The sequence below is a fragment of the Acidimicrobiia bacterium genome (genome assembly GCA_035651955.1).
Classification (GTDB): Bacteria; Actinomycetota; Acidimicrobiia; order IMCC26256; family JAMXLJ01; genus JAMXLJ01.
Genome location: DASRES010000024.1, coordinates 94,574 through 116,004, shown reverse-complemented (window position 1 = coordinate 116,004; position 21,431 = coordinate 94,574). Strand labels below are relative to the sequence as shown.

Below are 21,431 nucleotides of genomic sequence, written 5' to 3'. Positions count from 1 at the left end.
CCGGCGTGGGCGAGCGGACCCGTGAAGGCACCGACCTCTGGCTCGAAATGCGTGAGTCCGGCGTGATGGAGAAGGCCGCGTTGGTGTACGGGCAGATGGACGAGCCGCCCGGGGTCCGGCTCCGGGTGGGGCTGGCCGCTCTCACCATGGCCGAGTACTTCCGCGACGTGCAGAACCAGGACGTGCTCCTGTTCGTCGACAACATCTTCCGGTTCGTGCAGGCGGGCTCCGAGGTGTCGACCCTGCTCGGACGGATGCCGTCCGCCGTGGGGTACCAGCCGACGCTGGCCGACGAGATGGGCGAGCTGCAGGAGCGGATCACCTCGACCAGAGGTCGGTCGATCACCTCGGTCCAGGCTGTGTACGTGCCGGCCGACGACTACACCGACCCGGCACCGTTCACGACGTTCACCCACCTCGACGCGACCACCGAGCTCGCACGCGAGATCGCCGCGCTCGGCATCTACCCGGCCGTCGACCCGCTCGCGTCGACGTCGACGATCCTCGCGCCCGAGGTCGTCGGCGACCGCCACTACCAGGTGGCGCGGCGCGTGCAGGAGGTGCTGCAGCGCTACAAGGAGCTGCAGGACATCATCGCCATCCTCGGTCTCGACGAGCTGTCCGAGGAGGACAAGGTCACGGTCCAGCGCGCCCGCAAGATCCAGCGGTTCCTGTCGCAGCCGTTCTTCGTCGGTGAGGTGTTCACCGGCCTGAAGGGGATCTACGTGCCGGTCGAGGAGACCGTCGAGAGCTTCGAGAAGCTCGTGGACGGCGAGCTCGACGACGTCCCCGAGCAGGCGTTCTTCAACGTGGGCGGCGTCGAGAGCGTGCTCGAGAAGGCGCGCGACCTCGAGCGCCAGAGCTGATGCTGCACGTCGAGCTCGTCTCGCCCGAAGCCGTGCTCTTCCGCGGCGACGCGGAGATGGTCGTGTGCCGCACCTCGGACGGCGAGATCGCGTTCCTGACCGGCCACGTGCCGTTCCTCGGCGCGCTGGGCCAGGGCGAGGTGCGGATCATCCTGCCGGGCAGCGACGTGCAGGGCGTGCAGGTCGACGGCGGGTTCGTCGAGGTGCGTGACGACCGCGTGATCATCCTCTCCGACGCCGCGTCGCTCGAAGAGCCCGCGTCGGGTTAGGCGGCGGGAGCGAGCGACGGCGACGACCGCTCGCCGAACAGCGCCTCTTCGACGCGCAACCGTTCGTCGAGCGCTCATCGCCGTCGCCGTGGTCGCCTCGGTCGTCGCGTGCTCGGGAGGAACGTCGCGGCGTCCGGCCCGGAGCGCCGCGGGCGTTGGTGTGTTTGCTGGGTTGGGGACGTGGGTGGACGTCTACGACTACGTGCCCGCGTTCCAGAAGCCGGGGATGTCGCCCGCGGTGACGACCGCGTCGTTGCGTGACATGGCGCGGTTGGGCGTGCGCACGTTGTACCTGCAGGCCGCGCAGGACGACCGGCGCTCCGAGGACGACGTCGTGTCCCGGTCGCTCGTCGGCGAGGTCCTCGTCGAAGCGCACCGCGTGGGTCTGCGTGTCGTCGCGTGGTACCTCCCCCACTTCGCGGACGTCGACGCGGACCTGAGGCGAGTCGTCGCCTTGCGCGACTTCCGCGCACACGGGCAGCGGTTCGACGGGCTCGCGCTCGACATCGAGTGGACGAACGACGTGCCCGACGCCGCGACACGCAACGCGCGGCTCGTCTCGCTCTCGGAGCGCGTGCGTGACGCGACGGGCGGCGTGCCGCTCGGTGCGATCGTGTATCCGCCGCCCCTCCTCGAGGACGTCAACCCGAAGCTGTGGCCCGCGTTCCCCTGGAGGCAGCTCGCCTCGCGATTCGACGTGTGGCTGCCGATGGCGTACTGGACGTTGCGCTCGCTGTCGTCGCCGTTGCACGACGCGGCGACGTACGTGGCGCAGTCCGTCGAACGCGTCCGAGCGGACCTCGGCGTCGCGGATGCGCCCGTCCACGTCATCGGCGGGATCGCGGACGCCGCGACCGCGGACGACGACCGCGCGTTCGTGCGGGCCGCGCACGCGGTGCACGTCCTCGGCTGGTCGATGTACGACTTCGACACGACGCGCAGCGACGCGTGGCCGATCCTGCGGTCGGGGAGCTGAGCGCGTGCCCCGCCGCAGACTCGGAGTCGTCGTGCTGATACCGGCCGGGGTGCGCGAGCAGGTCGACGCGCTCCGGCGCGCGCTCGGTGACGACTCGCTCGGGAGCATCCCCGCCCACGTCACGCTGGTCCCACCGGTCAACGTGCGCGAGGACGACCTCGTCACCGGGTTCGCGTTGCTCCGGCAGGTCGTCGTGCGGACGGAGCCGTTCACGCTCGTGATCGGTCCCGCGACGACCTTCCTCCCGGCCACGCCGGTGTGCTACCTCGGTGTCGGCGGCGACGTGGACGCGCTCGTCGCGTTGAAGGACGCGGTGTTCCGCCCACCGTTCGAGCGCCCCGTCGACTGGCCGTTCGTGCCCCACGTGACCTTGCGCGACGGCGCGTCACCGGAACGCATCGAGGCGGCGGTGGCCGCGCTCGCCGACTTCCGGGCGGCGTTCCTGGTCGACCGCGTGCACGTCCTCCAGGGTGAGCACGGCGTCTGGACGCCGATCGCGGACTTCTCCTTCGGTGGCGTCGCCGTGCGCGGGCGCGGCTCGCTCGAGCTCGAGATCACCGAGTCCGAGGCGCTCGACCCCGAGGCGCGCGGGTTCGCCGAGCGGGTTTGGTCGCGCCACGACGAGGCCCGCTTCGGGCCGGGGACGCGGTGGGAGCGTCACCCGTTCGCGCTCGCGGCGCGCCACGGCGGCCGCGTCGTTGGCGTCGCGACCGGCTGGACGGGTCTCGGCGTCGGATACCTGTCGGAGCTCGTCGTCGCGGACGACGCCCGCGGGCACGGCATCGGGTCGCACCTGCTCGCGTCGTTCGAGTCGCTCGCGGCGCGCCGCGGCTGTACCCGGCTCGCGCTGCGGACGGACGCCGGATCGCGGGCGGTCGGGTTCTACGAGCAGCGCGGCTGGCGGGTCGAGGCGACGTTCACCGAGTGGCTCGCAGGCGCCGAGTTCGTCCAGATGCGCCGCGACCTCCGCTGAGCGAACGGAGGCGCGGGCGACGCGAGAATTTGGAACGGCGCGGGCGGCCGGTGCATCTGGACGGGTGTGACCGCGCCGCCCGAGCCCGGTGGGCCGTCCGCGTTCTCGGGTGACCCCTTCCCATCGCCCGCGCTCGCGTCCGGAGGCGCGCCGTGGCCGGTCGCCGTGCCGGCCCGGGACGACGTCGACCTCGACGGCCTTGCCGAGTGCGTTCCCGACAGCGCCTCGCGCGCACGCGACGCCGGATCGTTCGCGCAGGTCTTCGACGAGCACTACGTCGGACTCGTCCGGCTCGCGCTCGCTCATTGTGGCGACCGCGCGCTGGCCGAGGACGCCGTCGCAGAGGCGTACGCACGCGTCTGGCCCAGGTTCTCGCGCGGCACGGTCGCCGACGTCGATGCGTACCTGCGCCGGGCGGTCCTGAACGAGATCCGAGGCCGGTTCCGCCGCCGGGTCGTCGAGGCGCGCGAGGAGCAACGACGGCGTGTCGACTGGCGCGCTGGCATCTCGGACGAACGCAATGTGGACGATCGCGCGCAGCTCCTTGCCGCCATACGCGCGCTGCCGGCGAAGCAACGCGACGTCATCGTCCTGCGGTTCTACGAGGACCTCAGCGAGGAGGAGACCGCGCGGACGCTCGGCATACGGATCGGGACCGTGAAGTCACGTTGCTCGCGCGCACTCGAGCGACTGCGCCACGAGGTGGGTTCCGAGCGATGAGGACGACGACCGACCGCACGCTGGAGGCCCGCATCCGGGGGGCGTTGCACTCGGCCGTCGACGACTACGTTCCGTCGCCCGGCCTCGCGTCCCGTGCTGGTGAGCGAGCCCGAGTACGGGCGCGTCAGCGGACGGTCGGACGCGTGATCTCTGTCGCCGCGGCCGTGGTGTGCGCGACCTTCACGGTGCTCGTGTTGCGTGCGGATGTGCCGTCGCCCGCCCGTCTCACAACGGTGCCCTCCTCTCCGCGCCCGCTGACGCAGCCATCGCTCGTCCCGTCGATCCCACCCTCATCGCTCGGCACGACGCCGACCACGTGGCCCGGCGGTCCTTCGCCCACCACCGCGCCCGTGCCGCAGCCGCCGCCGTTGCCGGCACCAGGACGGCAGCCCGTCGACCCGGCGGGAGCACGCGCGGCCGTCGGTGCCGCATTCGCAACGACGTTCCAACCGAACAGCCCGCCCGCAGTGCGCGCGACGGCCGTCGAGCGCGGCGCGGTGCTGATCCCCCTCTTCCAGCAGGCGTTGCAGAAGCAGGGCGACATCGTGAGCGGTACGAGCGCGATCGTCGACGCGATCGTCTTCACGGACCCGGCCCATGCCGCCGTCCGCTACGAGCTCGTCGTCCCGTCGATCGGATCGTTTCCCTACGACGGGTCGGCCGTGCACGTCGACGGTGGCTGGAAGGTGTCGCACGCGACCGCGTGCGACGCGCTGGGACTCGCGCTCGGCGCCGTGACGTGCCCGCCGTGATCGGCTGACCGGTCGATCAGTGGATCGGGCAGCCCGGCGTGCGGACGTGGGCGTCGAAGAGGATCGTGGAGCACGTGCGGCGGCTCGTCTCCATCGTCGAGCGGTAGTGCACGGCGCCCACCATGACCCCGACCATCAGCGCGAGCACGGCGAGCTTCGCCGCCGCGCCCCGCGCCTTCGCCACCCCGAGCACGGCACCGGCCGCGCCGAGGCCCACCACCACCGCTGTGATCCAACGCAGCGTCGAGAAGTCGAGCCACGCCGGCAACGTCGTCCCGAGCATCGTGCCGTCCCAGTCCCACCACGAACCAGGTCGAGGACTATGCCCGATTTGTCCGATTGACGCAAGCGGTGGGCGCGAAATCAGTCGAACTTCAACGCGCTGTACCGCATGAGCTTCTGCCAGCGGTGGGTCGCGTCGATCCGGCGGATCGTGCCGGACTTCGAGCGCATCACGAGGGTCTGCGTCCGGGCGCCGTGCCCGAAGTAGCGGACGCCGCGCAGGAGCTCGCCGTCGGTGATGCCGGTCGCGGAGAAGAACACGTCCTCACCCGCGACCAGGTCGTCCGTGGTCAGGACGCGGTCGAGGTCGTACCCCCGGTCGATCGCTTCCTGGCGCTCGGCGTCGTTGCGGGGCCAGAGCTTGCCCTGGATCGCGCCGCCGAGGCACTTGAGCGCGCACGCGGCGATGACGCCCTCCGGCGTGCCGCCGATGCCGAACAGCACGTTCGCGCCGCTGTCCGCCCACGCCGTCGAGATCGCGCCGGCGACGTCGCCGTCCGGGATGAGGCGGATGCGCGCGCCCGCCTCACGGCACTCCTTGATGATGTCCTCGTGACGCGGCCGGTCGAGGATGACGGCCGTGACGTCGTCGACGTCCAGCCCGAGAGCCTTGGCCACCGCGTTGAGGTTGTCGGTGACCGACGCCTCGACGTTGATCACGTCGGCGGCCTCGGGCCCCGCCGCGACCTTCTCCATGTACACGCACGGACCGGGGTCGAACATCGTCCCGCGCTCGGCGAGCGCGATCACGGCGATCGCGTTCGGGCGGCCGAGCGACGTCAACGTCGTGCCGTCGATCGGGTCGACCGCGATGTCGCAGGCGGGCCCGCCGCTGCCGATCTGCTCGCCGTTGAACAGCATGGGCGCCTCGTCCTTCTCGCCCTCGCCGATCACGACGACCCCGTCCATCGACACGCTGTTGAGCACGAGACGCATCGCGTCGACGGCCGCGCCGTCGGCCGAGTTCTTGTCGCCCCTGCCCATCCACCGCCCGGCCGCCAGCGCCGCCGCCTCCGTGACGCGGGCGAGCTCGAGGGCGAGGTTGCGATCTGGGGTCGGGCGCTCGTCCATGCCGGTCGCTCCTGACGTGGCGGGAGGGGGGGTCCCGCAGCCTACCGACACCGGACGACCGGGTCAGCGGGGCGTCGGTGCCGTCCAGGCCGCGCGATCATGCGGGCGAAGCACGCCCGTCATGGCGCGGCCGAGGGAGCTATGGAGACCAACCGGGGACGCGAGGCGTGGGACCATGCGTTCGCGGCGTCGACGCGCCGCGACGCCGACTTCACCACGCACTCGGGCATCCCGGTCGAACCCGTCTACGGGCCGGAGGACGGCCTGTTCCCGGGGCAGTGGCCGTACACGCGCGGGCCGTACGCCTCGATGTATCGCTCGAAGCTGTGGACGATGCGGATGTTCGCGGGGTTCGGGACCGCCCCGGACACGAACCGCCGGTTCCGCGAGCTGCTCGAGGCGGGCGGTGACGGGCTCTCGACGGCCTTCGACCTGCCGACGCTGATGGGCCGCGACTCGGACGACGTGCTCTCGCTCGGCGAGGTCGGCAAGTGCGGCGTGGCGGTCGACACGCTGGCGGACGTCGAGGACCTGTTCCGAGGGATCGACCTCGGCGCGGTGACGACGTCGATGACGATCAACTCCCCGGCCGCGGTGCTGCTGGCGATGTACGTCGCGACCGCCGAGGCGGCGGGCACGCCGCGCGCCGACCTCGGCGGGACGCTGCAGAACGACATCCTGAAGGAGTACCAGGCCCAGAAGGAGTACGTGTTCCCGCCCCGTCCGTCGATGCGGCTCGTCGCGGACACGATCGCGTTCTGCGCGGCGGAGATGCCGCGGTGGCACGCAGTATCGGTGTCGGGGTACCACATCCGCGAGGCCGGCTCGACCGCGGTGCAGGAGCTCGCGTTCACGCTCGCGAACGGGTTCGCGTACGTGGAGTCGGGGCTCGCGCGGGGGCTCGACGTCGACGAGTTCGTGCCCCGGTTGAGCTTCTTCTTCAACGCGCACGTCGACTTCTTCGAGGAGATCGCGAAGTACCGCGCCGCGCGTCGCATCTGGGCGCGGTGGTTGCGCGACCGGTACGGCGCGCGTGCGGAGCGGTCGATGCAGCTCCGGTTCCACACGCAGACCGCGGGGGTGTCGCTGACCGCGCAGCAGCCGGAGGTCAACCTCGTGCGGACGGCCATCGAGGCCCTGGCCGGGGTGCTCGGTGGGACGCAGAGCCTGCACACGAACTCGATGGACGAGGTGCTGGCGCTGCCGACCGAGAAGGCCGCGCGCCTCGCGTTGCGCACCCAGCAGGTGATCGCCCACGAGACGCGCGTCGCCAACGTCGCGGACCCCTTGGGCGGATCGTGGTTCGTCGAGGAGCTCACCGACGACGTCGAGCGCCGTGCCGAGGAGGTGTTCGCCCACCTCGACGACCTCGGTGACGGCTCGATCCTCGAAGGCGTCCTGCGCGGGATCGAGCAGGGCTGGTTCCAGCACGAGATCGCGGATGCCGCGTACGAGCTCGAACGCAAGCTGAACGATGGCCGTCATGTCGTCGTCGGCGTCAACGCGTTCACGGAGGGCAACGACGACGCGCCGCCCGAGATCCTCCACATCGGGCCCGAGGCCGAGGAGCTCCAGCTCAAGCGGCTCGACGCGGTGAAGCAGTCGCGCGACTCCGACGGCGTCGCACGCGCGCTCGAGGCGGTGACCGACGCCGCCGCCGAGCCGACGACGAACGTCGTGCCGAGCCTGCTCGACGCCGTGCGGGCCTACGCGACCGTCGGCGAGGTCATGGACGCGCTCGCGCAAGTGTTCGGCCGTCACCGCGAGCACCCGGTCATCTGACGGTGCCGCGCACGATCGACGACGGACTGCTCGACGTCGCGCGCGCCGCGAAGGGCTTCATGCCCGACGGCGAGGGCCTCGCGCTGCACGAGGCGGGGATCGCGGCGGCGCGCGTCGGCCCGCTGCTCGAGATCGGGACGTATTGCGGCAAGTCCGCCGTCTACCTCGGCGCGGCCGCGCGCGCGGGTGGGACGGTGCTGTTCACCGTCGACCACCACCGGGGCTCGGAGGAGAACCAGGCCGGGTGGGAGCACCACGATCGCGACGTCGTCGATCCCGCCACCGGGAGGATGGACACGTTGCCGTTCTTCCGGCGGACGATCGAGCGGGCCGGCCTCGAGGACGTCGTGATCGCGGTGGTCGGGGAGTCGGCGACGGTGGCGCGTCACTGGTCGACGCCGGTCGGGCTGCTGTTCGTCGACGGTGGTCACGCCGAGGACGTCGCGATGCGCGACTACGCGAGCTGGGCGCGACACGTCGCGCGTGGTGGACTCCTCGCGATCCACGACGTGTTCGAGGACCCGGCGGACGGCGGACAGGCGCCGTTCCACGTGTGGCAGCGCGCGGTGGCCGACGGCTTCGAACCCGTCACGACGACGGGCAGCCTGCGCGTCCTGCGACGGGAGTGACGACGATGGCGCAGTACCTCGCACCCGACTGGTTCACGAAGACGGTCGCCAACCCGATCGTCCGTGCGCTCGGTCTCGCGACCACGTTGACGGTGCGCGGCCGGACCACAGGTGCGCCGCACTCCGTACCGGTGAACGTGTTGACGTACGAGGGCTCGCGGTACCTCGTCGCACCACGCGGGGACACGCAGTGGGTGCGCAACCTGCGCGCCGCGGGCGACGGCGAGCTGTCGCGGCGGGGCAAGCGGGAGCGGGTCCGTGCGACGGAGGTCGACGACGGCGCGAAGCCGCCGATCATCGACGCCTACCTGCAACGTTGGGGCCGGCAGGTCCGTTCGCAGTTCGCGCAGCTGCCCGATCCGCACGACCACCCCGTGTTCCGGCTCGAGCCGGCCTCCTGACGGCGAGGGAGTGTCGATGGGACAGCTCGGGGTCGTGGAGTTCGTGACCCTCGACGGCGTCGTGCAGGGGTTCGCCTCGCCCGGCGACGACCGCGACCGTGGGTTCGAGCGCGGCGGCTGGGGCGCGCCGTACCGTCATCCCGTCGAGTCCGAGTCGGCCGTCGCCGGCTTCGTCGAGCGCTCCGCGTACCTCTTCGGCCGGCGGACCTACGAGGGCATGATCCGGTTCTGGCCCGACCAGCCCGACGAGAACCGGATGGCCGCGCACCTCAACCGCGCGCCGAAGTACGTCGCGACGCGGACATTGACCGAGCTGAGCTGGAACAACGCGCACGTCCTGGAGGGCGACCTCGCGGACGCCGTCGCGCGCCTGAAGGCGATGTACGACTCGGTCGTCGTGCTCGGCAGCGGCGTGCTCGTCGAGCAGCTCGTCGCGCAGGATCTCGTCGACACGTACCGCCTCTTCCTGCACCCGTTGCTGCTCGGCACGGGTCAGCGGTTGTTCGGCGCGTTCTCCTCGCCGCAGCCGTTGCGACTGCTCGACGCGACGCCCACTCCGACGGGCGTGGTGATGCTGAGCTACGAGCGGGACCGCTGACGTGTCACTCGACCATGCCGCGCCGGCGGCGGGAGACGACCTCGAGCTCGGCGAGGAGCGCTTCCCGGTCGAGGCCGGCCGGCAGGCCTTCGCCGCGGAAGAAGCCTGCGGTCAACCCCGATCCGCCGAGCGCGTGCGCGGCGAGCACGACGACGCCCGAGTTCCACGTCGGCTGCTCGACGGGGTACAGCTGGCCGTCGACGTGGAAGCGGCCGCCGTCGAAGTTCGCGCCCGTCCAGTAGCCGCCGCCGTCGGCGCGGAGGAACTGCACCGCGGCGAACAGCTCGAGCGCGCGTTCACGCTCGCCGATCGCGTCGAGTGCGAGAACGAGCTCGCACGTCTCCGCGGCGGTGATCCACGGCCGGTCGGACACGCAGCGGACGCCACGACCGTCGACGACGAACGTGTCCCAGCCCTGCGCGATGCGCTCCTGCGCCGCGTCGCCGCGCAGCACGCCGCCGAGAACCGGGTAGTACCAGTCCATCGCCCAACGCGACTTGTCCAGGAACGCGTCCTCGCGGTGCTCGACCGCGTGCGCGAGCGATCCGAGCGACAGCTCCCAGTCGGGACGCTCGCGACCGAGGTGCTCCGCGAGCACGACCGCGCAACGGAGGCTCGCGTGGATGCTGGACGACCCGGTGAGCAGCGCACCGTCGCCGGGATCGTCACCGCGCCACGCGATCTCGCCCGTCTCGCGCTGGTGCGACAGCGCGAAGTCGATGGCGCGCTCGACCACGGGCCAGAAGCGCGCGAGGAAGAGGTCGTCGCCGGTCGACAGGTAGTGGTGCAGCACGCCGTTCGCGACGTAGCACGTGACGTTCGTGTCGAGGGCGACGTCCTTCACGCCGTTGCCCTGGTAGTACGCGTGCCACGCGCCGTCGGCGCGTTGCATGCCGCGGAGCCACTCGTACGCGGCCTCGGCCTGCACGTGACGCCCGCCGACGTCGAGTGCCATCGCAGCCTCGACGAGGTTCCACGGGTCGGTGTGGCCGCCCGCGAACCACGGGATGTTGCCGTCCGCGAGCTGCACCGACGCGATCGCGTCGACCGTCTCCGCGATCTCGGCCGGCGTGATCACGCCGTCGACCGCGGGGAGGGTCACGACGCCGCCCCGGCAGGAACGCGACTGGCCGAGTGCGTGTGGTCGTCGCGCTCCGCCGGCGCGGGAGCGCCCTTCTTGCCGTACACGACGACGCTCTTGCCGAGCACCGGGTTCAGGGTGCGGTCGAGCGCCTGCGTCCAGCGCGGCCGGTGGGTCAGCTCCCACACGAGGAAGCGGTGGTAGCGGCGGGCCAGGAACCGGTCGGGACGGTCCACGCCGCCCGCGCACCGGATCCACCAGTACGGCGAGTGCAGCGCGTGCGCGCGATGGGAGCCGTTGACGGCGACGCCGGCGCGCTCGAGCTTGGCGACGAGGTCGGGCTGCCGGTAGATCCGGATGTGGCCGCCCGGCGTGTCGTGGTAGTCACGGTCGAGCGCCCAGCAGATGCGCTCGGGTCCGCGGGCCGGGACGGTCACCGCGATCGTCCCGCCGGGACGCAGGACGCGGACGAGCTCGCGCATCGCGGGTTCGTCCTCCCAGATGTGCTCGAGCACCTCGGACGCGATGACCCGGTCGAACGAGCCGTCCGGGAACGGCAGCGCGAGCGCGTCGCCCTGGACCGCGCCGCCCGGCGCGCCACCGGGCAGCTCCCCGGCGTCGAGCATCCCGCCGACGACGGCGCGCACGTCACGCAGCTCGGGCGCGCTCGCGTCGAGCGCGACGACGATCGCGCCGGCGCGCCACGCGGCGAACGCGTGCCGGCCGCCGCCGCAGCCCATGTCGAGCACGCGCATGCCGGGGCGGAGGTCGAGGCGGTCGAAGTCGACGGTCAGCATCAGCGCGCCCCCGCGTCCGCGGGCGGCAGGAGACCGGCGCGGGCGCGTTCCTCGAGCAGCGCGCGCCAGTTGTCGACGGTCCCCTGCGCGGTGGCGCGCCACGTGAACCGGTCGAGGACACGCCGGCGGCCGGCGTCGCCGATGCGTGCACGGAGATCCGCGTCGCCGAGCAGCACGAGGATGCGTGACGCGAGGGCGGACGGGTCGCCGGGGGGAACGGTCAGCGCGGTCTCGCCGTCGGTGCCGACGACCTCGGGCAGCGCGCCGCCGGTCGTTGCCACGAGCGGCACCCCGCACGCCATGGCCTCGATCGCGGGCAGCGAGAAGCCTTCGTAGAGCGACGGCACGACGGCGAGCTCGGCCTCGGCGTACAGCTCGACGATCCGCTCCTGCGGGACCTTCGACACGAACGTGACCGCGCGTTCGACACCGAGCTGCTCGATGAGCGCGGGGATGCGGCTGCGCTCCTTCGGGCGCCCGATGACGACGAGATGGGCGTCGTCCCGCTCGACGCGGACCTTCGCGAGCGCCTCGAGCAACGGCGTCAGGCCCTTCATCGGCACGTCCGCGCTCGCGGTCGTCATGATGCGGCCCTTCACGCGCGCGACACCCGGCATCGGACGGAAGATCGCCGGGTCCACACCGACCGGCACGATGTGCAACCGGTCCTCGGGGACGCCCATCTGCTGGACGATGTCGCGCTTCGAGGACGCCGACACGGTGACGAGGCGCGGGATCTGCCGCGCGACGCGCATCTGCATCTCGAGGAAGCCGTACCAACGCCGCATCGTGAGCCGGCGCCACGGGTTCGTGGTGTGTGCGAGGTCGAGATCGCGGTCGACCGTGATCGGGTGGTGGAGCGTGGCCGCGAGCGGCCAGCCGTCGCGCATGGCGCCCAGGAGCCCCGACCCCAGGCACTGGTTGTCGTGGACGAGGTCGAAGTCGTGCCGGCGCTCGCGCAGCATGCGGCGGACGCGCAGGCTGAAGGTGTACGGCTCGGGGAAGCCCGCGCCGCACATGATCGCGACCTCGCGCAGGTCGACGGTCGTGCGCAGCTCGTGCGGCCACGGCACCCGGAACGGGTTGTCGGCCCGGTACAGGTCGAGGCTGGGAACCGGGACGAGCTGCGACGGGTCGTCGAGGTCGGGGTAGGGCGGGCCCGAGAAGACCTCGACGTGATGGCCGAGCTCGGTCAGCTCACGCGCGAGATAGCGCGTGTAGACGCCCTGGCCACCGCAGTGGGGGTTTCCCCGGTAGACGAGCCACGCGACGCGAAGGGGACGCTCCGGGGACATGACCGACAAGCCTGCCGAGGATCCGGGTCCTCGGGCAAATGTTGCCAACCGGTCAGGACGCTGCGTGACCGGCTCTCGCCCGGCGCGGCGGGAGCGGCCGCACCTAGCCTGCGCGGCCGTGATCGACGCCGTGTCGGCCGCGATGGTCGCCCGCTCCCGGGTCGTGACGGAGCCCCGGTGGTCGCCCGACGGCCGGCTGCTCGCGTGGGTCGAGTCGTTCGCGGCCCGGACGGACCTCGTCGTCGCGCCGTTCGACCGGTCGTGGCCGCCGGTCGTCGTCACCGCGGACGTGCCCGCCGCGCCGGTTGGCGCGTACGGCGGGGGCGTGTTCTGCTGGGCGGGGAGCGGTCACCTCGTCTACGCCGCGCACGACGGGCGGCTGCTGCGCATCCCGTCGTCGGGCGGTTCACCGGTCGTGCTGCACGAGGGCGCTCGCGTCGCGGCGCCGAGCGCGTCGGCCGACGGCACGCAGATCGCGTTCGTCGCCGAGCGTGAGGACTCCTGCGACGTCGCGGTGGTGCCCGGCGACGCGTCGCAGTGGGCCCGTCGGGTGTCGACGGGCGCGGACTACTGCTTCGACCCGTCGTGGTCGCCCGACGGCTGCCGTCTCGCGTGGCACGAGTGGGACCTGCCGAACATGCCGTGGGACGGATCGCGCATCGCGGTGTGCGACCTCGACACGTCGGACGTGTCGGTCGTCGCGGGTGGCGACGGCGTCGCGACCGGGCAGCCACGCTTCTCACCCGACGGCACGCACCTCGCGTACACGTCGGACGCGACCGGGTGGACGAACGTGTGGCTGGCGCGCGCCGACGGATCGGACGCGCGTCCCGTGCTCGACGAGCAGGCGGAGCACGCGGAGCCGACGTGGGGCCCGGGGCAACACTCGTACGCGTGGTCGCCCGACTCACGTGCGATCGCGTCGTGCCGCAACGAGCGAGGCTTCGGCCGGCTCGTCGTCGCGGACGTGAGTGGGCGCGCGGCGGCGCGCGACGTCGCGAAGGGTTGGCACCACTCGCTCGACTGGTCGGGCGCGGGGCTCGTGTGCGTGCGATCGGGCGCACGGACGCCGCCGGAGGTCACGGTCGTCGATCCCGACGGCGCCGGGGCGCGCGTCCCGCTGGCGCGGGGCGCGGTGGGCGGGTTCCCGCTCGACGCGATGCCCGAGCCGCAACCGGTCACGTGGCGCCACGATGATGCCGGTGTCGACGTGCACGGCCTGCTGTGGCGCCCGTGGGGCGGCGCCCGTTCGTCGGGCGCGCCCGACGTACGGCCGCCCCTCCTCGTCATGGTGCACGGCGGACCACACGGTCAATCGGTCGCGGGCTGGGCGCCGCGTGCGTTCTTCTACCTGTCGCGCGGCTGGGCGGTGCTGATGCCCAACGCGCGCGGCTCGACCGGATACGGGCGTGCGTACGCGCAGGCGTTGACCGGCGAGTGGGGCGAGAGCGACCTCGCTGACGTCGCGGCCGGCATCCGTCACGCGAAGCACGCCGGCTGGTGCGATCCCGAGCGTGTCGCGGTGATCGGCGGCAGCGCGGGCGGGTTCACGGTGCTCCAGCTGTGCACGCGCCATCCCGAGCTCGTGCGTGCGGGGGTGAGCCTGTACGGCGTGACTGATCTGTTCGACCTCGCGTCGACGACGCACCGCTTCGAGTCGCGCTATCTCGACCGCATCGTCGGCGAGCTCCCGGAACACGCGTCGCGCTATCGCGAGCGTTCGCCGGTGACGTACGCGCGCGAGACGTCGGTACCCGTGCTCGTCCTGCAGGGCGACGCCGATCGCGTCGTCCCGAAGGCGCAGGCCGATCTCATGGTCGACGCGATGCGCGCCGGCGGCGCGACCGTCGAGTACCACGTGTACGAGGGCGAAGGGCACGGATGGGCGCGCCCGGAGACGGTCGAGGACGAGCTGACGCGCACCGAGCGCTTCCTGACCAACTGGGTGCTGCGGCGGTGACGCGGTGACGCAGTTGCAGTTCGAGTTGCAGGGTCGCGTGCGGGGCGCCGACCGTGCCGTCCTGCTCGCGCACGGCGCCGGTGCGGACATGCACGCGGCGGCGCTCGTCGCGGTCGCGGACGCGCTGGCGGACGCGCGCATCCCGTCGTTGCGCTTCGACTTCCCGTACCGCAGCGCAGGACGGCGCGCGCCCGACCGTCCGGCCGTCCTCGAGGCCGCGGTCCGTGAGGCGGCCGCCGAGCTGGCCCGGCGCACGAGGCTGCCGACCGCGCGGCTCGTCGTCGGCGGACGGTCGATGGGCGGACGGTACGGGTCGATGGTCGCCGCGGATGCCGACGAACCGCTCGCCGTCCTCGGCCTGCTGCTGCTCGGCTACCCGTTGCACCCGGCCGGCAAGCCGCAGCAGCTGCGCGTCGACCACTTCCCGCGCGTGCGGGTGCCGTGCCTGTTCGTCAGCGGGACGCGCGACAACCTTGCAGGTCGCGACGAGCTGACCGCGGCGACGCGCGCGATCCGTGGCAGGGTGACGTGTCACTGGCTGGAGTCCGCCGACCACGGGTTCCGGCCGCTCAAGGCGAGTGGGCGGTCGAGCGCGGAGATCCTCGACGAGGTCGCGCGCGTGACCGTCGAGTGGGTCGCGTCGCTTCCAGACTGAAAGTGTTCGCGGGGCGCGTGCCGCACCGGGCAGACTTGTCGCGTGCGCGTGCACCGGACGTTCGCCTTCGTCGACTTGAGCGGCTTCACCGCGTTCACCGAGGCGCAGGGTGACGACGAGGCGAGCCGCCTGCTGGCGGGCTTCCGGGCGTGTGTCCGCGACGTCGCCTCGACGCACGGTGTGCGGGTCGCGAAGTGGCTCGGCGACGGCGCGATGCTCGTCGGTGTCGATGGCCGCGGTCTCGTCTGCGGTGTCGTCGACCTCGCGAGCCGCGTCGACTCGAGCGATCTCCCGTTGCCGGTCCGCGCCGGCGTGTCGGGCGGCGCGGTGATCATCTTCGAGGGCGACGACTACATCGGTGGTGCCGTCAACCTCGCCGCGCGGCTGTGCTCCGTCGCGCAGCCGGGCGAGGTGCTCGCGACGACGGATGTCGCGAAGCTCGCGCCCGACGACTGCGAGGCGGCGCGCGTCGGTGCGCGGGCGATCCCCGGTCTGGCGACGCCGGTGCCGCTCGTGCGGCTGATCCCGCTCGTCGGCGAGGCAACGCTCGCATCCGAGCAGCAGTAGCGTCTCCGGTTCGTGGAGACACTGCGCCTGGACCGCGACGGGCCCGTCGGCTGGCTGCGACTCGCCCGGCCCGACAAGCTCAACTCGTTCACGATCGAGATGTGGCGCGAGCTCGGCGAGCTCGGTCAGGAGCTGCGGGAGGATCCCGAGCTGCGCGCGCTCGTGGTGATCGGCGAGGGCCGGGCGTTCTCGAGCGGCATCGACACGTCGGTGTTCACGACGGGCCAGACGGACAGCGCGCTCCGCGACGGGGCGTCGCCACGGCACGAGGATCCCGTCGCGGCCGCGGTCCTGCGCACGCAGGACTCGTACACGTGGCTCGAGGAGGCGCCGTTCGCGACGATCGCCGCGGTGCGCGGGTACGCGCTCGGGGCCGGACTGCAGCTCGCGCTGGCGTGCGACATCCGGGTCTTCGCGGAGGGCACGACGGTCGGGTTGCTCGAGCTGAAGTACGGGATCATCCCCGACCTCGGCGGCACGCAACGGCTGCCGCGGCTCGTCGGTCCCGGGAAGGCGAAGGAGCTCATCCTCACCGGGGCGAAGATCGACGCCGCCGAGGCGCATCGCATCGGCATCGCGGAGCGTGTCGTCGCCGACGCCGACCTGGAGCGCGAGGCCGGCGACCTGGCGGCGCTGATCGCGGCCCAGCCGCCACTCGCCGTGCGCGGCGCCAAGCGTGCCGTCGACGCGTCGTCGTCCACGACGGTGCGTGACGGTCTCGTCGTTGAGGCGGAGTCCCAGGCCGTCTGCCTGAAGTCCGACGACATGAAGGAAGCGATCACCGCCTTCGTGGAGCAGCGCCCACCGCGTTACGCGGCGCGGTAGATCGCGCCGCGTACCATTCCCGCCGTGGGGACCGAGCGAGCCGACGACACCGGCATGGGCGCGCCCGGCGCTCGGGGCGACGCGCTCGTCGTGCATCCGGGCAGGCCGCTCTCGGGTGTCGTGCGCGTGTCCGGCGCGACGAAGAACTCGGGCTGCAAGCAGCTCGCGGCGTCGTTGCTCGCGCCGGGCATCACCGTGCTGCGCAACATGCCGCCCGTCGCGGACCTCGACGTGATGGTCGCGGTGATGCGCGCGCTCGGGGCGAAGGTCGAGACGACCGGAGATGGCGAGCTGACCGTCGACGCGTCCGGTCCGCTCGACGGCGAGGCGCCGTACGAGCTCGTGACCCGCATGCGCGCGTCGGTGAACGTGCTCGGTCCGCTGCTCGCGCGTTGTGGCAGCGCGAAGGTCGCGATGCCGGGCGGCGACAACATCGGGAACCGCAAGCTCGACATGCACTTCCGCGGCTTCGAGGCGATGGGCGCGGAGCTGTCGGTCGTGCACGGCTTCATCGAGGCGCACTGCAGCCGCCTGTGCGGGGCGCGCATCGTCCTCGACTTCCCGAGCGTGGGCGCGACCGAGAACCTGTTGACGGCCGCCGTGCTCGCGAAGGGCTCGACCGTCATCGAGAACGCGGCGCGCGAGCCGGAGATCACCGACCTCACGGCGTTCCTGAACCGCATGGGCGCGCAGGTCATCGGCGCGGGTACGTCGACGATCGAGATCGAGGGTGTCGAGGAGCTGCTCCCCGTCGACACCGAGATCATGGGCGATCGCATCGAAGCGGGGACGCTGTTGATGGCGTGCGGGATCGCGGGCGGCGAGATCGAGCTGCACGGCGTACGCCTCGAGCACCTCGAGATGGTGGTGATGAAGCTCGGCGAGATGGGCATGCGCGTCTCGCCGACGCCCGACGGCATCTGGGCCCGCGCGACGGAGCGCCTGCGCGCGATCGACATCGCGACGTTGCCCTATCCCGGGTTCGCGACCGACTTCATGCCGATGGCCGTCGCGCTCTTGTCGGTCGCGGAGGGCACGGGCATCGTCACGGAGAACGTGTTCGACGCGCGCTTCGGCTTCGTGGACGAGCTCAACCGGATGGGTGCCGACATCCGCACCGAGGGGCGTCATGCGGTCGTGCGGGGCGTGCCGCGCCTGTCGGGCGCGCCGGTGCGCGCGGCCGACGTCCGGGCGGGTGCCGCGCTCGTGCTCGCGGGACTCGCGGCCGACGGCGAGACCGTCGTGCTCGACCGCCGTCACGTCGACCGTGGCTACGCGGACCTGGCCGGGAAGCTGCGCGCCTTGGGCGCCGACGTGCGCTGACGACGGGCGGTCGTCGTGATCACCGCGATCGTGCTCATGGAGGTCGAGCCTCCGTTCATCCTCGACACCGCGCAGAGCCTCGCCGACCTGCAGCACGTCAGCGAGGTGTACTCGGTGACGGGAGAGTTCGACCTCGTCGCGATCGTGCGCGTGCGCCAGCACGACGAGCTCGCGGACGTCGTCACCGGCGAGATCGCGAAGGTCGACGGGATCGTGCGGACGGAGACGCTCGTCGCGTTCCGCGCGTACTCGCGTCACGACCTCGACGCGATGTTCTCCCTGGGCGGCTGAGCCGCCGCGAACATGCGGCACTCACGAACGCTTTGCGTACGTCAGTGCCGCATCTTGTCCGCGGTCGCGCGCGGCGTACGACGTGTCGTGCCCGGCGGGCGGCGGATCCGGGCGTCGCCCGTCGACCTCTGGGATGCGAGCGGTTCCCTGTACCACTGGACTCCCAGAGTTGCGGTGGGCGGTCCCGCGGGACCGCCCATGCGGAGGCCGCGCGGGTGCTGATGCGATACTCGGAGCCGTCGGTTCCGTCTCCCGGAGGATCGCACGCATGCCCACGAGCGTCGTCGAAGCCGGCGTGGCCGCCGCGATCGACGCGATCCGCCCGGCGCTGCACGCCGACGGTGGTGACATCGTCCTCAACCGCGTCGCCGACGGTGGCGTGGTGCACGTGAGTCTCGTCGGTGCGTGCGGCACCTGCCCGGTGTCGACGATGACGTTGAAGGCCGGTGTCGAGCGGATCCTCAAGGACCGCGTGCCGGCCGTGACGGAAGTCGTCGCCGACGACTGACCGGCGGTCGACGATGGCGAACGATCCCTCCGAGCTCGTCGAGCGCGCGCTGCGCGCCGACCGCGGCGCGGTGGCGAAGCTCATCTCGCTCGTGGAAAGTGGCGGCGCGGCGGCGGACGGCGCGGTCGCGAAGCTCTATCCGCACACCGGGCGCGCGTACACGATCGGCATCACGGGCGCGCCGGGTTCGGGGAAGTCGACGCTCACCGACAAGCTGATCGGCCGCATCCGGCGCGACGGCGACGAGGTCGGGGTGCTGGCGATCGACCCGACGAGCCCGTTCAGCGGCGGCGCGATCCTCGGCGACCGGGTCCGCATGCAGGACCACGCGACCGATCCCGGCGTCTACATCCGCTCGATGGCGACGCGCGGTCACCTCGGCGGCCTCGCGCTCGCGACGCCGCAGGCGGTCCGCGTGCTCGACGCCGCGGGCAAGCCGTGGGTGCTGCTCGAGACGGTCGGGGTCGGCCAGGTCGAGGTCGAGATCGCGGGCGCGGCGGACACGACGGTCGTCGTCGTCAACCCCGGCTGGGGTGACGCCGTGCAGGCGAACAAGGCCGGGCTGATGGAGATCGCCGACGTGTTCGTCGTCAACAAGGCGGACCGCGACGGAGCGAAGGAGACGGTGCGCGACCTCAAGGCCATGCTCGACATGTCGGCCGAGCAGGAGTGGCGGCCGCCGGTCCTCGAGACCGTCGCGACCGACGGATCCGGCATCGAGGAGCTCTGGGACGCGATCGGGGAGCACCGGGCGTTCCTCGACGGCGAACGGTTGCAGGCGCGGCGCGACGCGCGGCTGCGCGACGAGCTGCGCGGCATCGTGCGGGCGCGCCTCGAGCAACAGGTCGCCGACCACGCGACCGGTGACCAGTTCGAGAAGCTCCTCGCACGCGTCAGCGCTCGCGAGCTCGACCCGTACGCGGCGGCCGACGAGCTCCTCGCCGGCTGACGTCCCGTTCCACTGATCCATGAACGGCATGGGCGGTGCTCGGATAGCCTCCGGCGATGGCCGAGTTCGTCTCCTCGAGCGTTCGCGACGACGGGGTCGCGCTCCTTCGCATCGAGCGTCCACCGATGAACGCGCTGTCGCTCGCGCTCCTCGGTGAGCTCACCGACGCGGGTCGCGCGCTCGCGACCGACCCGGACGTCAAAGCAGTCGTCGTCGCGGGAGGCGAGCGCGCGTTCGCAGCCGGGTTCGAGATCGGCGAGTTCGGCGACGCCGAACGCGCACGGCTCATCACCGACACGTTCCGAGTCGCGTTCGACGCGCTCGTCGCGATCCCGCGCCCCGTCATCGCCGCCGTCAGCGGGTTCGCGCTCGGAGGTGGGCTGGAGCTCGCGATGGCCTGCGACCTCCGCATCGCTGCCGACAACGCACAGGTCGGTCAACCGGAGATCCAGCTCGGCCTCATCCCGGGCGCGGGCGGGACGCAACGGCTCCCGCGCCTCGTCGGGTCGGCGCGTGCGAAGGAGCTCGTGTGGAGCGGCCGCCGTGTTCGGGCGGACGAGGCGGAACGGATCGGGCTCGTCGACCGCGTCGTCCCCGCCGACGAGCTCCTCGACCGCGCCCTCGAGTGGGCGGCGAGCTTCGCGACGGGCGCGGTCGTCGCCATGGGCCTGGCCAAGCGCGCGATCGATCGCGGCCTCGACCTGCCGCTCGACGAGGCGCTCGACGTCGAGGGCGACGCCTTCGTCGAGGTCTTCTCGACGGAGGACGCCGGGATCGGCGTGCGGAGCTTCCTCGAGCAGGGGCCCGGGAAGGCGCGGTTCGTGGGCCGCTGATCGGCCGTCGAGCCGACTCCCGCGCGGGCGCGCGTCAGGCCTCGCGCAGCTCCGCGGCCGCCTGCTCCGGCGGAACCGTCGCCACGAGCACGCCCGTCCCGAGCTCGAACCCGGCCTGCAGCGACAGTCGGGGTGACACCTCGACCCACCAGTGGAACACCGTGTCTCCGGCGTCGCGGCCGGGTGCCGAATGGACCACGACGTTGTACGCAGGGTCGCCCGCGACGCGTGCCACGCGCGCGAGGACCGTCTGCAACGTGCGCGTCACGACGCGCAGCTCGTCGTCCGATGCGTCGGCGAAGCTCGCGCTCGCGTCCCGATGCGCGAGCGCGGTCTCGTACGGCGCGGACGGCGCGTAGGGGCACCATGCGTCGACGTCGCCGCTGCCGTCGAGCACGACGCGCCCGCCCTCGCGCGCGCTCGACGCGGCGTCGGCGACGAGGTCGCTGCCCGCGTCCCGGTACCGCGCCAGCGAGGCGACGACCGCGGGCGGCACGAAGTCGAGCGCGACCACCTGCGCGTGCGGGTGCTCGATCGACGCACCGGCGGCGCGGCCATGGTTGACGAACGCCTGGACGTACGCGTGCCCGTCGTCCGTGTGGACCCGGACGCGGTCGCGTACGACCCGCATGACGTCGAGCGCCTGATCCGCGTCGAGCTGCGCGAACGTCCTGCGGTGGTCGGGTGACAGGACGACGACCTCGTGCGCGCCCGTCGCGCCCGGACGCGCGTCCTCGCCTCCCACGATCGGGTAGAGGTTCGGCACGACGCGGACGTGCCATCCCGGCGTCTCCGGCGCGCCCGGGCCCGAGCGGCACACCTCCGGGGGCGTCATGTGCTCGTGGCCCGGGCAGAACGGGCACTCGTCGGGCGCGCGTCCCCGCTCGCTCGCGCGTGCCCCGCTGAAGACCTTGGGGCGCGCGGCACGGGTCGTCGCCACGATCACCGTGCGGTCGGTGAGGCGCTCGTAGCGCAGCTCGGGCACCGGCAGAAGGTACCGGGCAGGTGAACGGGGACGGTGGTTCCGT

At 72.4% G+C, this 21,431-nt stretch carries 25 protein-coding genes; 19 read left to right on the top strand and 6 right to left on the bottom strand.

All coding sequences use genetic code 11. The annotated features are described in order from the left end of the window. The 6 genes from atpD to VFC33_06645 all read left to right on the top strand — a co-directional run. A partial coding sequence (gene atpD, locus VFC33_06670) for a F0F1 ATP synthase subunit beta (GenBank protein HZR12920.1) occupies window positions 1–866 on the top strand: 866 nt, incomplete at its 5' end. Beyond that, on the top strand, window positions 866–1,135 hold the full coding sequence (atpC, locus tag VFC33_06665) for an ATP synthase F1 subunit epsilon (GenBank protein ID HZR12919.1): 270 nt from the start codon (window positions 866–868) through the stop codon (window positions 1,133–1,135). The genes atpD and atpC, both read left to right, overlap by 1 nt. 184 nt (window positions 1,136–1,319) lie before the next feature. Then, on the top strand, window positions 1,320–2,111 hold the full coding sequence (locus tag VFC33_06660; GenBank protein ID HZR12918.1) for a hypothetical protein: 792 nt from the start codon (window positions 1,320–1,322) through the stop codon (window positions 2,109–2,111). 4 nt (window positions 2,112–2,115) lie between these two features. Beyond that, window positions 2,116–3,084: a GNAT family N-acetyltransferase gene (locus VFC33_06655; protein ID HZR12917.1), complete on the top strand. Its 969-nt coding sequence runs from the start codon at window positions 2,116–2,118 to the stop codon at window positions 3,082–3,084. 66 nt (window positions 3,085–3,150) lie between these two features. Next, on the top strand, window positions 3,151–3,804 hold the full coding sequence (locus tag VFC33_06650; protein ID HZR12916.1) for a SigE family RNA polymerase sigma factor: 654 nt from the start codon (window positions 3,151–3,153) through the stop codon (window positions 3,802–3,804). A 350-nt stretch (window positions 3,805–4,154) separates the two neighbouring features. Continuing rightward, window positions 4,155–4,556 carry a hypothetical protein gene (locus VFC33_06645; protein HZR12915.1) on the top strand — a complete coding sequence of 134 codons (402 nt, stop codon included), beginning with the start codon at window positions 4,155–4,157 and terminating at the stop codon, window positions 4,554–4,556. Between the two features lie 16 nt (window positions 4,557–4,572). On the opposite strand, the gene VFC33_06640 is transcribed toward VFC33_06645, so the two are convergent. Beyond that, the gene (locus VFC33_06640; GenBank protein ID HZR12914.1) at window positions 4,573–4,839 is read right to left on the bottom strand and encodes a hypothetical protein; all 267 of its coding nucleotides are present in this window, start codon (window positions 4,837–4,839) and stop codon (window positions 4,573–4,575) included. 80 nt (window positions 4,840–4,919) lie between these two features. Further along, complete coding sequence (glpX, locus tag VFC33_06635) at window positions 4,920–5,909, bottom strand: class II fructose-bisphosphatase (protein HZR12913.1); 990 nt, start codon at window positions 5,907–5,909, stop codon at window positions 4,920–4,922. 141 nt (window positions 5,910–6,050) lie between these two features. On the opposite strand from glpX, the gene VFC33_06630 reads away from it, so the two are divergent. Genes VFC33_06630 through VFC33_06615 form a run of 4 tightly spaced genes read left to right on the top strand, consistent with a single transcriptional unit; the run spans window position 6,051 to window position 9,319 of the window. After that, window positions 6,051–7,691 carry a methylmalonyl-CoA mutase family protein gene (locus VFC33_06630; protein HZR12912.1) on the top strand — a complete coding sequence of 547 codons (1,641 nt, stop codon included), beginning with the start codon at window positions 6,051–6,053 and terminating at the stop codon, window positions 7,689–7,691. A gap of 59 nt (window positions 7,692–7,750) precedes the next feature. Further along, the gene (locus VFC33_06625) at window positions 7,751–8,320 is read left to right on the top strand and encodes a class I SAM-dependent methyltransferase (GenBank protein ID HZR12911.1); all 570 of its coding nucleotides are present in this window, start codon (window positions 7,751–7,753) and stop codon (window positions 8,318–8,320) included. Window positions 8,321–8,325: 5 nt separating this feature from the next. Continuing rightward, window positions 8,326–8,721 (top strand): nitroreductase family deazaflavin-dependent oxidoreductase, encoded by a 396-nt coding sequence (locus VFC33_06620; protein HZR12910.1) that lies wholly within the window; start codon window positions 8,326–8,328, stop codon window positions 8,719–8,721. A gap of 16 nt (window positions 8,722–8,737) precedes the next feature. Next, entirely contained in the window at window positions 8,738–9,319 is a 582-nt protein-coding gene (locus VFC33_06615) for a dihydrofolate reductase family protein (GenBank protein ID HZR12909.1), read from the top strand. Window positions 9,320–9,323: 4 nt separating this feature from the next. Here VFC33_06615 and VFC33_06610 read toward each other — a convergent pair whose 3' ends face one another. Genes VFC33_06610 through VFC33_06600 form a run of 3 tightly spaced genes read right to left on the bottom strand, consistent with a single transcriptional unit; the run spans window position 9,324 to window position 12,492 of the window. Further along, window positions 9,324–10,421 carry a prenyltransferase gene (locus VFC33_06610; protein ID HZR12908.1) on the bottom strand — a complete coding sequence of 366 codons (1,098 nt, stop codon included), beginning with the start codon at window positions 10,419–10,421 and terminating at the stop codon, window positions 9,324–9,326. After that, on the bottom strand, window positions 10,418–11,197 hold the full coding sequence (locus VFC33_06605) for a class I SAM-dependent methyltransferase (GenBank protein HZR12907.1): 780 nt from the start codon (window positions 11,195–11,197) through the stop codon (window positions 10,418–10,420). Before VFC33_06605 ends, VFC33_06610 begins: the two co-directional genes overlap by 4 nt. After that, on the bottom strand, window positions 11,197–12,492 hold the full coding sequence (locus VFC33_06600) for a glycosyltransferase family 4 protein (GenBank protein HZR12906.1): 1,296 nt from the start codon (window positions 12,490–12,492) through the stop codon (window positions 11,197–11,199). The genes VFC33_06605 and VFC33_06600 overlap by 1 nt, the downstream gene beginning before the upstream one ends. Window positions 12,493–12,610: 118 nt before the next feature. On the opposite strand from VFC33_06600, the gene VFC33_06595 reads away from it, so the two are divergent. The 9 genes from VFC33_06595 (at window position 12,611) to VFC33_06555 (ending at window position 20,403) form a co-directional block, all read left to right on the top strand. Next, window positions 12,611–14,452 carry a S9 family peptidase gene (locus VFC33_06595; GenBank protein HZR12905.1) on the top strand — a complete coding sequence of 614 codons (1,842 nt, stop codon included), beginning with the start codon at window positions 12,611–12,613 and terminating at the stop codon, window positions 14,450–14,452. Between the two features lie 4 nt (window positions 14,453–14,456). Beyond that, a complete protein-coding gene (locus VFC33_06590) occupies window positions 14,457–15,107 on the top strand; it encodes an alpha/beta family hydrolase (protein ID HZR12904.1) in 651 nt (216 codons plus the stop codon). Window positions 15,108–15,149: 42 nt separating this feature from the next. Then, window positions 15,150–15,674, top strand: a complete 525-nt coding sequence (locus VFC33_06585) for an adenylate/guanylate cyclase domain-containing protein (protein HZR12903.1) — start codon at window positions 15,150–15,152, stop codon at window positions 15,672–15,674. A 12-nt stretch (window positions 15,675–15,686) separates the two neighbouring features. Then, complete coding sequence (locus VFC33_06580) at window positions 15,687–16,499, top strand: enoyl-CoA hydratase/isomerase family protein (protein ID HZR12902.1); 813 nt, start codon at window positions 15,687–15,689, stop codon at window positions 16,497–16,499. A 24-nt stretch (window positions 16,500–16,523) separates the two neighbouring features. After that, complete coding sequence (gene murA / locus VFC33_06575; GenBank protein HZR12901.1) at window positions 16,524–17,822, top strand: UDP-N-acetylglucosamine 1-carboxyvinyltransferase; 1,299 nt, start codon at window positions 16,524–16,526, stop codon at window positions 17,820–17,822. 15 nt (window positions 17,823–17,837) lie between these two features. Beyond that, window positions 17,838–18,113, top strand: coding sequence for an Lrp/AsnC ligand binding domain-containing protein (locus VFC33_06570; protein HZR12900.1), 276 nt, complete (start codon window positions 17,838–17,840; stop codon window positions 18,111–18,113). Window positions 18,114–18,381: 268 nt separating this feature from the next. After that, entirely contained in the window at window positions 18,382–18,621 is a 240-nt protein-coding gene (locus tag VFC33_06565; protein ID HZR12899.1) for a NifU family protein, read from the top strand. Window positions 18,622–18,634: 13 nt separating this feature from the next. Next, on the top strand, window positions 18,635–19,570 hold the full coding sequence (gene meaB / locus VFC33_06560) for a methylmalonyl Co-A mutase-associated GTPase MeaB (protein HZR12898.1): 936 nt from the start codon (window positions 18,635–18,637) through the stop codon (window positions 19,568–19,570). Between the two features lie 56 nt (window positions 19,571–19,626). Next, window positions 19,627–20,403, top strand: coding sequence for an enoyl-CoA hydratase-related protein (locus tag VFC33_06555; protein HZR12897.1), 777 nt, complete (start codon window positions 19,627–19,629; stop codon window positions 20,401–20,403). A 34-nt stretch (window positions 20,404–20,437) separates the two neighbouring features. Here VFC33_06555 and VFC33_06550 read toward each other — a convergent pair whose 3' ends face one another. Then, window positions 20,438–21,388, bottom strand: a complete 951-nt coding sequence (locus tag VFC33_06550; GenBank protein ID HZR12896.1) for a hypothetical protein — start codon at window positions 21,386–21,388, stop codon at window positions 20,438–20,440. Window positions 21,389–21,431: the final 43 nt, after the last annotated feature.